The following is a 14,119-nucleotide window of genomic DNA, read 5'->3' on the forward strand; positions in this document are numbered from 1 at the left end:
CCCCCTCCTGCTGACCGCAGCGAAGGCCACCTTGCCTGCATTGAGCGCAGGCAAGGTGGCCTTCGCTGCACAGTACGTGTCAGGGATTGTCGGGTCAGAGGCGGCTGATGTCGAGTTTTCCCTCCGAATGGAACGCGCGCAGCCGCTTCTTGTCGAACTTGCCGACGCTGGTCTTGGGCACCTCGTCGACGAAGGTCCAGTTCTCCGGCAGCTGCCACTTCGCGACCTTGTCCTGCAAGAAGTCGCGAAGCTGCTCCACGGTGACCTGCTGTCCCTCCTTGACCACGACGGCGACCAGCGGGCGCTCGTCCCACTTTTCGTCCGGCACGCCGATCACCGCGGCCTCCGCCACCGCCGGATGAGCCATCACCTGGTTCTCCAGGTCCACCGAGGAGATCCACTCGCCACCGGACTTGATCACGTCCTTGGCCCGGTCGGTCAGGGTGAGGAAGCCGTCCGGGCTGATCTTGCCAACGTCACCGGTGCGCAGCCAGCCGTCGTGGAACTTCTCCGGGTCCACGTCGTCGCCGTAGTAGGCGCCGGCGATCCACGGGCCCTGCACCTCGAGCTCGCCGACGCTCTCGCCGTCCCACGGCGCCACCCCGCCGTCGTCGGTGACCAGCCTGGCGTGCACCGAAGCCGGGAACCGGCCCTGGGTGTAGCGGTAGGCCCAGGCGTCCGCGCCGGTCGCGGAGACCGGCGGCCGGGCCACGCTGCCCAGCGGCGAGGTCTCGGTCATGCCCCAGGCGTGCAGCACCGGGACGTCGTACTTCTCCTGGTAGGCGTGCATCATCGACGGCGGCGCGGCCGAGCCGCCCACCACCACCTCGCGCAGGTGGGAGATGTCCTGCGGGTTGGCCTCCAGGTGCTGCAGCAGGCCCTGCCAGATGGTCGGCACCGCGGCCGCGAAGGTCGGCTTCTCCGCTTCGAGGATCTGCGCGATCGGGCCGGGCTGGAGGAACCGGTCCGGCATCACCAGCGACGCGCCCACCATCAGCGCGGCGTAGGGCAGGCCCCAGGACATCGCGTGGAACATCGGCACGATGGCCAGCGCCTTGTCGTGCTGGGCGAGCTGCATGCTGTCGCTCATGCAGACCTGCATCGAGTGCAGCCAGATCGACCGGTGCGAGTACGAGACCCCCTTGGGGTCACCCGTGGTGCCCGACGTGTAACACATCGCGGCCGCCGAGCGCTCGTCCACCACGGGCCAGTCGAAGGTGTCCGGCTGCCCGGCCAGCAGCTCGTCGTAGGAGTGCACCTGCACGCCCTCCGGCGCCTGGAGCGAGCCGGCGTCACCGTTGGCCACGATCACGTGGCGCACCGTTTTCAGCCTGGGCAGCTGCTGGGCCAGCAGCGGGACCAGCGTGCCGTCCACGATCACGACCTGGTCCTCGGCGTGGTTGGCCACGTAGACCAGCTGGTCCGGGAAGAGTCGGATGTTCAGAGTGTGCAGCACGGCGCCCATTGCCGGGATGGCCACGTAGGCGGCGAAGTGCTCGGCGTTGTTCCACATGAAGGTGCCGACGCGCTGATCGCCGGTGATGCCGAGACCACGCAGCGCGTTCGCCAGTCGCGCCGCGTGCCTGCCGACTTCGCCGAAGGTTTCCCGCCTGGCGCCGCCGTCGGTCCAGGTCACCACCTCGCTGGCCGAGTGCACGGTAGTCCCGTGCTGCAGCAGTTTCGCCAGTGACAGCTCGCCGTCCTGCATCGTGCTCAACATCGTTACTCCCGCTGGGGTTAGTTCGACTGTGAACCGCGTTAGGGGCGACTCTAAACCGGCTTGACTGCCTCCGGCATGTGCAGAAAGCACAACCGTTACCGGGCCCATCTGGGCCCGCCGACAAGGGTTAGGCCGGTTGCCCAGAACCGCCCTACCGGGTACTAAGTGCGTGTCGGTGTCACGGTCGTGCATCGGGTGGCGTTTACTGGGCCCGTGGTATGAGATGGCCTGGCCAGCGCTTGCAGTTGCAAGCACCTGGGGACCGGGCCGTCGCCGCGACAGCGGGACACCCTGAGAAGGAAGGACTAATACGTTGGCTCTGCCCACGTTGACTCCGGAGCAGCGCGCTGACGCTTTGGCCAAGGCGGCCGAGGCTCGCAAGGCCCGCTCCGAGCTGCTCGCATCGATCAAGGCCGGCAAGGTGAGCATCGGTGAGGTGCTCAAGAAGGCCAAGGAAGACAAGACCATCGGCAAGACCAAGGTTCCGCAGCTGCTCAAGGCGGTCCCCGGTCTTGGCGCGGTCAAGGTCGCCGCGCTGCTGGAGGAGGCCGGAATCGACCCGGACCGGCGTGCGGCCGGTCTTGGCGACCGCCAGCGCGAAGCGCTGATCGCGGCACTGAAGTAAACCATTTCCGCAGGTCAGACGTCGTGAGTGGAAAGTGTTGCCCCGGTAGCGCTTTCCACTCACGACCGCTCCTCTAGCGAGCCGCGTCACCGTCACGGGTAATCCGTCCTCAACGGACGGACGATGGACGCTGCGGCGGACGTGCGAAGGAGCTGAAGTCCTTGACGGTGATGCGAGAGGACACGACGACCAGGTCGGCGCGACTGGTCGGCGAGTACTCGCCGGGAGATTTCCTGCTCGCCACCGGACACCGCACCGTGCTGGGCAGATCCGTCCGGCAGGCGGTGACCGACACCGACCCGGTGCGGCTCGCGGAACGGGTTTCCGCGGCCCTCGCCGAGTCGGCCACGCCGATCGCGGTCGGCGTCCTTCCCTTCGACACCGGTGCCGGCAGCACCACCCCCGGCCGGGTCGTGGTGCCGGCGGCGCTGCGCATCGCGGGCCCGGCCCATCCCGCTTTTGCGGCGCTGTCCAGTGTGGAGATCGGCACGCCGGTATCGGTCCGCCCGGTGCCGGAACCGGCCGGGCACGCGGCCGCGGTCTCCCGCGCGCTGGCCGAGCTGGCCGACGGCGACCTGCGCAAAGTGGTCCTCGCCCGCGCGCTCGACCTGCGGTTCGCCGAGCCGGTACCGGCCGCGGCGATCCTGCACAACCTGGTCCGGGACAACCCCCGCGGCTACACCTACGCCGCCGGCCTGCCCGGCGGCCGGACCCTGGTCGGTGCCAGCCCCGAGCTGCTGCTCGCCCGCCAGGGCGACCGCGTCGTCTCCCATCCGCACGCCGGGTCGATGCCGCGCTCGGCCGACCCCGTCGTGGACAGGGCGAACGGTGCGGCGCTGCTCGCCTCCGGCAAGGACCACGTCGAGCACAAGGTGCTCACCGAGGCCGTGGTGGAGACCCTGCGGCCGTTCTGCCGCCGGCTGGACGTGCCGGCCGAACCGGCGCTGGTGGGCACGCCGACCATGTGGCATCTGGGCACCACGATCACCGGCGAGCTGGTGGACCGCGAGGTCAGCGCGCTGCGGCTGGCCGCCGCCCTGCACCCGACCCCGGCGGTCTGCGGCACCCCGACCGAGCCGGCGCGCCGGCTGGTGGCCGAGCTGGAGCCGTTCGATCGCGGCTACTACGCCGGCGCGGTCGGCTGGGTGGACGCGGACGGTGACGGTGAGTGGGCGGTCGCGATCCGCTGCGCAGAGGTGGCCGACCGCTCGCTGCGGCTCTACGCCGGCGGCGGCATCGTGCCCGCGTCGGATCCGCTGGCCGAGCTCGACGAGACCTCCGCGAAGTTCCAGACCCTGCTCCGCGCCATGGGCCTTTCCCTCGACCTCTGAACTGCGCAAATAGCCGGCTTTTTGCCCTTGCGAAGGGCGAAAAGCCGGCTATTTGCCGTTTAGGAGGGTGGGGTCCACCAGCGTTCGGTGACCTTGGGTTCGGCGTCGGTGAGCAGGGCGACCGCGGCGCGGTAGCCGTCGCCGGGGTCGAGGTCGGTGAGCCGGGCGTTGGCCGGGTCGAGCGCCGGGTCGGTGGACTCGAGCAGCCGGGCCGGCTCGCCGGGAGGGGACAGCGTGATGCCCTGCAGCGGGATCTTCAGCCCCCGCCCGGTGGCCTTCATCAGCGCTTCCTTGCGGGTCCAGTAGGTGAAGAAGGCGGTCGACTTCGCCGCCGGCTCGAGCCCGGCCAGCGCGGCCGCCTCGGCCTCGCTCAGCGCGTAGGAGATCAGCGAGTCGTCCGCTCGCCGGGTGGCCGTCTCGACGTCCAGCCCGACCGGCACGCCGTCGGCCATGGCCAGCCCGATCCGGTCCCCGGAGTGGGAGATGGAGAACGTGACCGACGCGCCGGTCACCCTGGGCGGCCCGTGCGGTTTGCCGCAGTCGGCGCAGGTGGCGTCGAACTCGACCTCGCCGGGGGCGAGGCCGAGCAGCTCACCGACCACCGTCTTGGCCAGCACCCGGCCGGTCAGGAACCGGCGCTGGTCGATCTCCTGCCGGTAGTTGCCGTGCCGGCCCTGCTCCAGCGGGTCCAGCAGGCTCAAATGGCTCGCTTCGTTGGGCAGCGGGGTCGCCCACCACACCGCGCACTCGATCACGTGGACTTCTCCGCCCCCTCTGTGTCCTTACCCGCATGATCCTCGATGAGCGTCTTTTCGTCGAACGGGTCCTGCCCGGAAAGCACCCTGTCCAACTGCGCCCGGTCCAGCTCACCGGTCCAGGTGCCGATCAGCACGGTGGCCACCGAGTTGCCGGCGAAGTTGGTCAGCGCCCTCGCCTCGGACATGAACCGGTCGATGCCGACGATGAACCCGACACCGTCCACCAGCTCCGGCCGGTGCGACTGCAGCCCGCCGGCCAGGGTGGCCAGCCCGGCGCCGGTCACCCCGGCGGCACCCTTGGACGCGATGATCATGAAGACCAGCAGCGCGATCTGCTCCCCGATGGACAGCGGTTTGTCCATCGCCTCGGCGATGAAGATGGACGCCATGGTCAGGTAGATCGCGGTGCCGTCCAGGTTGAACGAGTAGCCGGTGGGCACCGTGATGCCGACCACCGGCTTGCTCACCCCGAGGTGCTCCATCTTCGCGATCAGCCGCGGCAGCGCGGTCTCCGAGGAGGAGGTGGACAGGATCAGCAGGAACTCGCGGCCGAGGTAGCGCAGCAGGCGGAACAGGTTGACGCGGGCGAACAACCAGGTCATCGCGCCGAGTACGACGAAGACGAAGAGTGCGCAGGTGAGGTAGAAGCCGATCATGATCACGGCCAGGCTTTGCAGCGCCTTCCAGCCGGTCTCGCCGACCACCGCGGCGATCGCGCCGAACGCGCCGACCGGGGCGGCCCACATGATCATCGCCAGTATCCGGAACACCAGCCGCTGGATGTGCTCGACCCCGCGCCGGATCGGCTCGCCCCTGGAGCCGAGCTTCTGCACCGCGAACCCGGCGAGCAAGGCCACCAGCAGGGTTTGCAGCACCGAGCCTTCGGTGAACGCGGAGACCAGGCTTTCCGGGATGATGCCGAGCAGGAACTCGGTGGTGTTCTCCGCCTCGCCGACCTGTTTCTGGCCCAGCTTCGCCACGTCCTGGCTGATGTGCAGCCCGGAGCCGGGGTGCAGCAGGTTGCCGACCACCAGGCCGATCACCAGCGCGACGGTGGACATCACCAGGAAGTAGCCGATCGCGAGGCCGCCGACCTTGCCCACCTTGGCCGCCTTGGCCACCGAGCCGATGCCGAGCACGATGGTGCAGAAGATGATCGGCGAGATCATCATCTTGATCAGGTTCACGAACCCGGTGCCCAGCGGCTTCAGCTCCTTGCCGAACTCCGGGAACCGCCACCCGACCACGATGCCGAGCGCGACCGCGGCGATCACCGCGATGTACAGGTAGTGGGTGCGGTCCCGCCGCCGGGCGGACGACTCCGGTGTCGACATCGACTCTCCTTGGCGCGTGCTGTGGCGGGGGAAACCTACGTGAAGATCGCCTGGCCGTACACCCGAGTGTTACCCTTGGGTAAGCAAGCGCTTAGTCACCCTGGCTGGAGGCTTTCCGTGGATTTCACCCTGAGCGATGAAGAGCGTGAGGTGCGTGACTGGGTCCGCACCTTCGTCCAGCGCGAGCTGGTACCCCGCGAGCCCGAGGTGCTTCGCCGAGAGCGGGCCGGCGAAGTCGGCTTCACTTCCGAAGAACTGACCGAACTGCGGCTCAAGGCGAAGGAATCCGGCTTCTGGGGCGTCCAGACGCCCGAGGAGTACGGCGGCATGGGCCTGTCCGCGGTGATGACCGCGCTGCTGGAGGCCGAGCTCGGCCGCACCTTCGTGCAGTTCAGCTTCGGCGGCTCGGCGGACAACATTCTCTTTCATGCCAACGAAGAGCAGAAGCAGCGCTACCTGCTGCCGACGATCTCCGGTGAGCGCAAGTCCTGCTTCGCGATCACCGAGCCCGGTGCCGGCTCGGACGCCAAGGCGATCCGCGCCTCCGCCCGCAAGGACGGCTCCGACTGGATCATCAACGGCGAGAAGACGTTCATCACCGGTGGCAACGAAGCCGACTTCACCATGGTCTTCGCCATCACCGACCCCGAGAAGGGCGCGAACGGCGGGGTCACCTGCTTCCTCGTCGACCGCGACATGGGCTGGAAGTCGGAGTACATAGACACCATGGGCCAGTGGGGCCCGGCGTCGCTGATCTTCGAGGACGTGCGGGTGCCGGAAACGCAGATCCTCGGCGAACTCGGCCAGGGTTTCGCGCTGGCGATGCAGTGGATCGGCCGCGGCCGCTACCTGCTGCCCGCGCGGGCGATCGGCTCCTGCGAGCGGCTGCTGTCGATGGCCATCGAGCACGCCAACACCCGGGAGACCTTCGGCGAGAAGATCGCCGAACGCCAAGCCATCCAGTGGATGATCGCCGACTCGGGAGTGGAACTGGAGGCGCTGCGCTGGTTGGTGCTGCACGCCGCATGGCAGGTCGATTCCGGAATGGACTCCAGGCACGCGCAGTCCATCGCCAAGCTCTACGGCGGGGTGAAGGCCAACGAGATCGTGGACAGGGTGCTGCAGATTCACGGCGGCATGGGCTACACCAGGGAACTACCGGTGGAGCGCTGGTACCGCGAACTGCGGCTGCTGCGCATCTACGAGGGCACCGACGAGATCCAGCGGCGCACCATCGCGCGAAACCTGCTCAAGGGACACGTCAAGATCGGCGGGTCGCTCGGCTGACCGAACGACCCGCCGCTGGACAGGGGTGGCTCAGCCGGCGGATCGCGCGCGCATCGCGATCGGCACGCCGGCTAGGTCCTCCTCGTTGCACAGGAGCTTGACGTCGTAATACGGGGAGTCCTTGCGCTCGTCGTAGTCGAGATGAATCGCCAGTACATCGAGCGGCTCCCCGAGCCACTCCTGAGCCTGCCGGAGCCAGTCGGCACACCGTCCCAATGCGGTGGGCAGGTCGTCGTCGCGGAACTCCACCGGGCGATAGGGCACATCCTGTACCTGATCCCGAGGGTGTGCCGGCGTCGGCAAGCCCGGCGCCAGACCCGAGTCATCCAGTTCCAGTTGGATCGTTTGCTCAGTCACTCTTCGAGGGTCCCCCAGCAAAGCATTCTGAGCAAGGCGTACCCACACCTCAACGCCCGGAACCCCACACACGGGCGACCACCGCACGGCACTGTGCCAGGTCCGCACGGTCACTGGCAACCTCGCAGCCCAGCATCCGCCCGGCCAGCCTGGCGTAGTGCGCCGCCAGCTCGTCCAGGGACAGCTTGCCGCGTGGCGAGTACCACCTGGCCACGCCGTTGCACATCTCCAGCAGCGCGAGCCGGGTGGCGCTCGGCTGATCGGTGTCGAAGACCCCGGCTTCGACACCGTCTTCGAGCACGCTCGCCCATCTGGCCTCGTAGCCGTCGCGCAGCGCTACCACCGGTCTCCTTGCGGCCGGGGAAAGTGCGCGGACCTCGTTGTCCACCACCTTCGTCTCGTCCGGCTGCAGCGCGTGCGTGAACACGTGCAGCGCGACCAGCCTGGACAGCCGCGCGGCCGGCGCCGGCACACCCGCGGTGACCTCGTCGGCCGCGGTGACCAGCCGGCGCAGCGAGGCGTCCATCAGCTCGGCGAGCAGTTCTTCCTTGGTGCCCATGTAGTGGTAGAGGCTGGCCGAGGACAACTTGGCCGCACTTGCAAGGTCCCGGATGCCGGTACCGTGAAAACCCTTGTCCGCGAACAGTTTCACCGCGGCCCTGCGGACGCGTTCCCGGCTGTCGTTCCCGGTCAGCACCATCGGTGCGCCACCCGGTCGTACGCACCGGCGAGCTGGTCGGCCGCCTTGCGCAGCTCGCCCTTCGCCACCCGCTCGGACGGGGTCATCGGCAGCTCGTCGGCGTAGGCCCAGTAGCGGGGCACCTTGAAGTAGGCGAGTTTTTCCCCGCAGAAATCGGCCAGTTCCTCCGGCGGCACCGCGGTAGCCTGGTATTCCTCGGCGAGCGCGACATAGGCTTTGATCTCTTCGCCGCGAAGCTCGTCCGGTACCGCGACGACCGCGGCGAGCCGGACCGCGGGATGCATCAGCAGCGCCCGCTCCACCTCGTCCGCGGAGATGTTTTCGCCGCTGCGCCGGATCATGTCCTTGGTCCGGCCCACGTAGTAGATCCGGCCATGGTCGTCCATGGTGGCCAGATCCCCAGTGTGGAACCAGCCGCCGGCGAAGGCGCGCTCGGTCGCGTCCGGGTCGTCGTGATAACCGTGCATCAGGCCGGTACCGCGCAGCAGCAGCTCGCCGGTTTCACCGCGTGGCAACGGGTTTCCCTGCGAGTCGCCGATGATCGCCTCGCGGTCGGGCGACGGGCGGCCGATGCAGCCGGTGCCGACCGTCTCGTCATGATCCTCCGGGGAGACCCGGATGTCCCCGCCGGTCTCGGTCATGCCGAACGCCTCGAACCAGGGCACGCCCCACCTCTGCTCCAGTGCTGCGTGCAGCTCGCGGGGGATCGCCGAGGCGCTGATCGCGCGCACCCGGTGGTCGCGGTCCTCCGGTGTCTCCGGGGTGCGCAACAGCAAGGTCGGCATCAAGCCAAGGCAGTAGAACCAGGTGACCTCGTACTCGCGCACCTTCGCCCAGAACGTGGACGGGTGAAACCGGTCCAGCACCACCAGCGTCGCGCCGGACGCGAGTCCCAATGCGACATTCCACTGTGGATCGATGTAGTGGAAGGGCTGCGCGGTGAGCATGATGTCCGACTCGCCGACCGCGGGGAACTCGGTGGCCAGTCCGCGGGCCAGCGTGGTCCAGTACCGGTGCGGCAGCACGCAGCCCTTGGGCGCGCCGGTGGTGCCGGAGGTGTACTGGATGTTGACCGGACGCTCGCCTTCGGTCCAGAAGACGGCCCAGTCGGCGGTACCGGCCTCGGGGGTGAACTCGGCGAGCAGTTCGGGCACGGTCAGCACCCGCTCCACCGCGGTCAGCGGGGCCATCGTGGCGAGCAGCTCGGTGAACTCCGGCCCGCCGATGGCGAACCTGGCCCCGGAATGCGCCAGCACGTGCGCCCCGTCCAGCTCTCGGTAGTTGATGTTCACCGGGACCAGCACCGCGGACAGCTTGGCCAGTGCGAGCCAGAGCAGCGGGAACTCCGGCTCGTTGCGCAGCATCACCGCGACCCGGTCGCCTTCGCGCACGCCGAGGCCGCGCAGGGCGAGCGCCAGCCGGGAGCTGCGCTCGTCCACCTCGGTGAAGCTCAGCGAGGCGCCGGTCGCGTCGAACACCCAGGCGGTGCGCTCCGGCCAGCGGCGGGCGGCACGGGCGACCAGCTCGACGAGATCGTCCACCTGGCCGAGCGCCCGGCTCATTCCCGGCTCCGGAACGCCTCGGCCGAATGAGCCACTTCCGGGGTGTGCTCGGTGATCAGCGCGTGGCTCACTTCCAGCTCCAGCGCGGCGTCCAGCGTGCTGTCCGCGCCCGCGTCCAGCGCCCGTTTGGCCAGCGTCGCCGCCGCTGCCGGGCGTTCGGCCAGCCGCGCCGCCCAGTCCAGCGCGGTTTCGGCCAGCTCGGCGGCCGGCACCACGGCGTTCACCAGCCCGATCCGCTCCGCCGCCGCCGCGTCCACCCGGTCGCCGAACAGCAGCAGCTCCTTGGCCTTGAGCGGGCCGACCAGCAGCGGCAGCAACCGGGACGCGGCACCGGTGACGCTGAGCCCGAGCGAGACCTCGGGGAAGGCGAACACCGCGTCGTCCGCGGCCAGCACCAGATCGCAGCCGAGGGCGAACTCCGCGCCGGCGCCGATCGCGTAGCCGTGCACGGCGGCCAGCACCGGCTGCGGCAGCGCGCGCAGCCGTCTGGTCACCTCCTGCAGCCGCTCCAGCCTGGCCCGCGAATCACCGGTGGCCGGCGGTTCCTTCAGGTCGTGGCCCGCGCAGAACGCCCGGCCGCGGCCGGCCAGCACCACCGCGCGGGCGCCGGACCCGGCGGCGGTGTCCAGCGCCGTCAGCAGATCGTCCACCAGCGCCGGGGCCACCGCGTTCAGCCGATCCGGCCGGTTCAGCCAGATCTGCGCGACTCCGTTGTGCACCGCTATCTCGACCGCAGGACTGCTCATGCCCGCCGAGCCTAGACGACCGATCGATCGATCGATAGGGTCCCCGGTATGCGGGTGGACGCGATTTTCGAGAACGCGCGGGTGCGCACCGGTGCCGAACGGGACAGCTCGGCCATCGCGGTGCTGCACGGGCGGATCGTCGCGATGGGTGAGGAGACCAGGGAGCTGTCCGCCGCCCGCCGGGTGGACCTCGCCGGAGCCACCGTGGTGCCCGGCTTCCACGACGCGCACAACCACATGGCCTGGTTCGGGCAGAGCCTGGACGAGGTGCCGCTCGGCGAGTGCCGCCGCACCCAGGACGTCTACGACGCGATCGCGAAACGGGCCAGGGAGCTGCCGCCCGGCGGGTGGATCGTGGGCAGCGGCTACGACCAGAACAAGCTCGACGGCGGGCATCCCACCCGGCAGGGCCTCGACCGCGCGGCGCCGGGACATCTGGTGCGCGTCAAGCACACTTCCGGGCACATGTCCGTGGTCAGCTCCTCGGTGCTGAACCGGCTCGACCTGGCCAACGTGCCGGTCGGCGGGGACGTGGTGCCCGGCGACGGCGGTGCGCCGAGCGGGCTGCTGCGCGAGCAGGCCCAGCTGCTGCTCCAGCCGCTGATCTACCCCACGCCGATGGAAACCGTGGTGCGCGCGCTGGACCGGGCCGGGAAGCAGTACCTCGCCGAGGGGATCACCAGCGTCCAGGAGGCCGGGATCGGCGGCGGGCTGGTCGGTCAGACGCCCTGCGAGGTGGCCGCCTACCAGCTGGCGCGCGACCGCGGCCTGCTGCGGGTGCGCAGCACGCTGATGGTCGCGTCCGCCGCACTGCACGAGCTGGAGCACGACCGGGACGATCCGGTCACCTTCGGGCTCGATCTGGGGCTGCGCACCGGTTTCGGGGATGACTGGCTGCGCATCGGCCCGATGAAGATCTTCGCGGACGGCTCGCTGGTCGGCCGCACCTGCGCGATGCACGAGGACTTCGCCGGCGATCCCGGTAACCGCGGCTACTTCCAGGTCCCGGAAGACGAGCTGGCGGAGACCATCAGGCTGGCGCACGCGTCCGGCTGGCAGGTGGCCACGCACGCCATCGGCGACCGGGCGGTGTCGGTGGTGCTGGACGCTTACGCCGCCGCGCTGGCCCGGCACCCGAGGTCCGACCACCGGCACCGGATCGAGCACTGCGCCGTGCTGCGTCCAGCCGAACTCACCCGGCTGGCCGGTCTCGGCCTGATCGCGGTGCCGCAGGGCAGGTTCGTGCACGAGCTCGGCGACGGGATGCGGGCCGCGCTGGGGCCAGAGCGCGAGGACTGGTGCTACCGGCTGCGCAGCCTGCTGGACGCGGGATGCGTGCTGCCGGGCAGCTCGGACCGGCCGGTGGTGCAGGGCGCGCCGCTGCTGGGGATCAGGGACATGGTGCGCCGCTGGACCTCCAGCGGGCAGCCGCTCGCACCGGCGGAGGCGCTCACCGCGGCGCAGGCGGTGCGTGCGTACACCGCGGGTTCGGCATATGCCACGTTCCGGGAACGGGACCTCGGCACGCTGGAACCGGGGAAGCTGGCCGATTTCGTCGCGCTGTCGGCGGATCCGACGGACCGGGCGGCCTTGGACAAGGTGAAGGTGCTCGGCACCGTCATCGGCGGCGAACTCGTTTACCAGGCTTGATTTTCAGGCTTGTTTTTCAAACGTCGAGTTCGCGGCGCAGTTCTTCCAGCAGCCGGACCACGTCGTACATGTCGGCCGGGGCCAGTTCGAGGCGTTCGTCGCCGTAGTGGGAGCTGGTGCGCAGGACCCAGCGGCCGTGCTCGGTGTCGTAGACGCGCAGCGGGTGCTCGCTGCGGCGCCGCCGGTCGCCGGACCGCGTTTCGACGGAGAACTCCGCGACCACCGACGGCGGCAGCGCGATCACGCGTTCCGCCCGGCGGACGTCCGCACTCGGCCGGACCGCCCCGACGACCTCGGCGCTGGCGGCCAGCATTTCGCTGCGCAGCACGGTGATCGGCGGGGCGCCGGATTTCGGCACCCCGCGGGGGAGCAGCCTGGTCAGCACCTCGCTCAGCCGCTTCGGGGTGAAGGTCCGGATCCACACGTCGTGCTGGTCGCGGACCGCGATGAGCCCGAACTCGGCCGAACCGGCGACCAGCGCGCCGAGCCGGTCGCCGGTGCCGTTGTCGCTGATCCAGCCGTAGCGGGCTTCCGGTGGTGCGCAGAGCAACTCGGCGATGGCCGCGAAGTCCGGCTCGTCCGCCGGGGCGGCGGAGTACCGGTCGAGGTCCTCGGCCGAGGCACGCACCTCATTCGGTGACCACACCGGTTGCGGGGCGAGCACCACGTGCAGCTCACCGCCGGTCGCGTCGGCGACCATGGCGGCGAGCCGGTCGGCCCGGAACCGCTCGGGTTCGGCGAACCACATCCCGCTACTGGCCGATGACCGGCGGCGTCGGCGACAGGCCGGTGCGCGGGTCGACGACTCGTTCGCCGGCCTCGTCGGTCAGCTGGAAGGGCTCGTCGTCCTCCAGCACGTACTTGCGCCGGCGGTCTTCGTCGTCCCGGCCACGGCCCGCGCCGCCGATCGGGGCTCCGCCTGCCCCGGTGCCGCCGGCATTCCCCGCGCTCCTGGCGCCGGCGGCAGCCGGACCGCCGCGGGCGACCTCGCCCGGCGGGCCGGAGCCGCTGCCCCGCCCGGCGCCTGGAGCGCCTTTCTCACCCAGCCCGCCTGATCCGGGGCTGGGGCCTTGGCCGCCCGCCCTGGGGCCGTTGATCCGCCCGGCCGCGCTTCCCGAGCCGATCCGGCCACCCGTGCCCGGTCCGATGCTGGTGCCGGTGCGCGCGCTCGAACTGTCGCGACCGACCGGGCCGGTTCCGCCGACCTGCACCGGTTCCGGCAGGCCGGGTGCCTGGCCTTCCGGCGCGCGTCCTTGGCCGAGAGTGCCGGGGGCGGTCGGCACCCGGTGACCGCCGGGATTGGTCGACTGTCCCGGCGGAGCGCTCGTCGCGGTGCCGGTGCCGGGTGGTGCCGGTATCGCGCCCATCGGCGAGCCCGTGCTGTGCTGGGGAACGTTGGGCCCGGCGGCGGGTGTGCCGCCGGTGACCGGAAGTCCTCGGTCAGCGACCCCACCGTCGACCGGCCCCGGCCCACCTGACACGGGCGCGATGCCGATGTTCAGCGCACCGGCGTCGATGTCGCCGTAGGTGCTGGGCATCATCGAGCCGTTGTGCCCGGAGGTCTGGGTCCAGCCCTGCATGGCGGTCACGTTCTGCTGGGCGGCGCCGTTGGACTCGTCGACCTTGCTCTCGTACTTCGACCGCGCCGAGCCGAAGCTGACGATCTTGTCCCAGGTCGACGGCGCCTCGGGGACGGGCGGCACCGGGACCACCCGGCTCCTGGTGTCGTGGAAGGACTCGGTCTGGTTCTGCAGCAGGTCTTTCGCGGTGGCCATCGCCTGCGCCGCCCGCCCGTGCTCCACCGCCAGCGGCCCGGCACCCCGCTGCGCCGCCCCGGCGGCGTCGCCGGTCCAGCCCTCTTCCATCGACGCCGCCAGCGAGGTGATCTGGTCCGCTCGGTCGGAATAGAGCCGCTCGACCTCTTCCAGCAGCGCGCGGGAAGTCTGCAAGCCGTCCGTGCCCGGTGCGTCCCGGAAGTTCTCGAAGATCTGCTGGCCACTCATCATTCCGTCGGCAGAGCCGGTATCCCCCAGTCTTTCCCCTGCCATG

13 protein-coding genes are annotated in these 14,119 nt (G+C 70.2%); 4 read left to right on the plus strand and 9 right to left on the minus strand.

The window, feature by feature from the left end; all coding sequences use genetic code 11:
* Positions 1-94: 94 nt before the first annotated feature.
* The gene (locus AMYNI_RS0121240; RefSeq protein WP_026360731.1) at positions 95-1,720 is read right to left on the minus strand and encodes a long-chain fatty acid--CoA ligase; all 1,626 of its coding nucleotides are present in this window, start codon (positions 1,718-1,720) and stop codon (positions 95-97) included.
* Between the two features lie 313 nt (positions 1,721-2,033).
* Here AMYNI_RS0121240 and mihF point away from each other — a divergent pair, with 313 nt between their 5' ends.
* Positions 2,034-2,345 carry an integration host factor, actinobacterial type gene (gene mihF, locus AMYNI_RS0121245; protein ID WP_026360732.1) on the plus strand — a complete coding sequence of 104 codons (312 nt, stop codon included), beginning with the start codon at positions 2,034-2,036 and terminating at the stop codon, positions 2,343-2,345.
* Between the two features lie 170 nt (positions 2,346-2,515).
* Positions 2,516-3,676: an isochorismate synthase gene (locus AMYNI_RS0121250; RefSeq protein ID WP_020670069.1), complete on the plus strand. Its 1,161-nt coding sequence runs from the start codon at positions 2,516-2,518 to the stop codon at positions 3,674-3,676.
* Positions 3,677-3,735: 59 nt separating this feature from the next.
* Here the strand turns inward: AMYNI_RS0121250 and AMYNI_RS0121255 are convergent, their stop codons facing one another.
* Positions 3,736-4,431 (minus strand): 4'-phosphopantetheinyl transferase family protein, encoded by a 696-nt coding sequence (locus AMYNI_RS0121255; protein ID WP_020670070.1) that lies wholly within the window; start codon positions 4,429-4,431, stop codon positions 3,736-3,738.
* A complete protein-coding gene (locus AMYNI_RS0121260) occupies positions 4,428-5,768 on the minus strand; it encodes a C4-dicarboxylate transporter DctA (RefSeq protein ID WP_020670071.1) in 1,341 nt (446 codons plus the stop codon). The genes AMYNI_RS0121255 and AMYNI_RS0121260 overlap by 4 nt, the downstream gene beginning before the upstream one ends.
* A 117-nt stretch (positions 5,769-5,885) precedes the next feature.
* On the opposite strand from AMYNI_RS0121260, the gene AMYNI_RS0121265 reads away from it, so the two are divergent.
* Positions 5,886-7,055, plus strand: coding sequence for an acyl-CoA dehydrogenase family protein (locus tag AMYNI_RS0121265; protein WP_020670072.1), 1,170 nt, complete (start codon positions 5,886-5,888; stop codon positions 7,053-7,055).
* A 30-nt stretch (positions 7,056-7,085) separates the two neighbouring features.
* Here AMYNI_RS0121265 and AMYNI_RS0121270 read toward each other — a convergent pair whose 3' ends face one another.
* From AMYNI_RS0121270 to AMYNI_RS0121285, 4 genes are read right to left on the minus strand one after another with little or no spacing between them, the layout of a single operon-like run.
* On the minus strand, positions 7,086-7,412 hold the full coding sequence (locus tag AMYNI_RS0121270) for a hypothetical protein (RefSeq protein WP_026360733.1): 327 nt from the start codon (positions 7,410-7,412) through the stop codon (positions 7,086-7,088).
* Between the two features lie 49 nt (positions 7,413-7,461).
* Positions 7,462-8,112 (minus strand): TetR/AcrR family transcriptional regulator, encoded by a 651-nt coding sequence (locus AMYNI_RS0121275; RefSeq protein ID WP_020670074.1) that lies wholly within the window; start codon positions 8,110-8,112, stop codon positions 7,462-7,464.
* Entirely contained in the window at positions 8,103-9,674 is a 1,572-nt protein-coding gene (locus AMYNI_RS0121280; RefSeq protein WP_020670075.1) for an AMP-binding protein, read from the minus strand. Before AMYNI_RS0121280 ends, AMYNI_RS0121275 begins: the two co-directional genes overlap by 10 nt.
* Positions 9,671-10,420: an enoyl-CoA hydratase/isomerase family protein gene (locus tag AMYNI_RS0121285; protein WP_040405856.1), complete on the minus strand. Its 750-nt coding sequence runs from the start codon at positions 10,418-10,420 to the stop codon at positions 9,671-9,673. Before AMYNI_RS0121285 ends, AMYNI_RS0121280 begins: the two co-directional genes overlap by 4 nt.
* A gap of 48 nt (positions 10,421-10,468) precedes the next feature.
* Between AMYNI_RS0121285 and AMYNI_RS0121290 the strand changes: the two genes are divergently transcribed.
* Positions 10,469-12,070, plus strand: coding sequence for an amidohydrolase (locus AMYNI_RS0121290; protein ID WP_020670077.1), 1,602 nt, complete (start codon positions 10,469-10,471; stop codon positions 12,068-12,070).
* A 16-nt stretch (positions 12,071-12,086) separates the two neighbouring features.
* On the opposite strand, the gene AMYNI_RS0121295 is transcribed toward AMYNI_RS0121290, so the two are convergent.
* The gene (locus AMYNI_RS0121295) at positions 12,087-12,818 is read right to left on the minus strand and encodes an ESX secretion-associated protein EspG (protein WP_020670078.1); all 732 of its coding nucleotides are present in this window, start codon (positions 12,816-12,818) and stop codon (positions 12,087-12,089) included.
* Between the two features lie 4 nt (positions 12,819-12,822).
* On the minus strand, positions 12,823-14,118 hold the full coding sequence (locus AMYNI_RS0121300) for a hypothetical protein (RefSeq protein ID WP_157357431.1): 1,296 nt from the start codon (positions 14,116-14,118) through the stop codon (positions 12,823-12,825).
* Position 14,119: the final 1 nt, after the last annotated feature.

This window comes from Amycolatopsis nigrescens CSC17Ta-90, from assembly GCF_000384315.1.
Classification (GTDB): domain Bacteria; phylum Actinomycetota; class Actinomycetes; order Mycobacteriales; family Pseudonocardiaceae; genus Amycolatopsis; species Amycolatopsis nigrescens.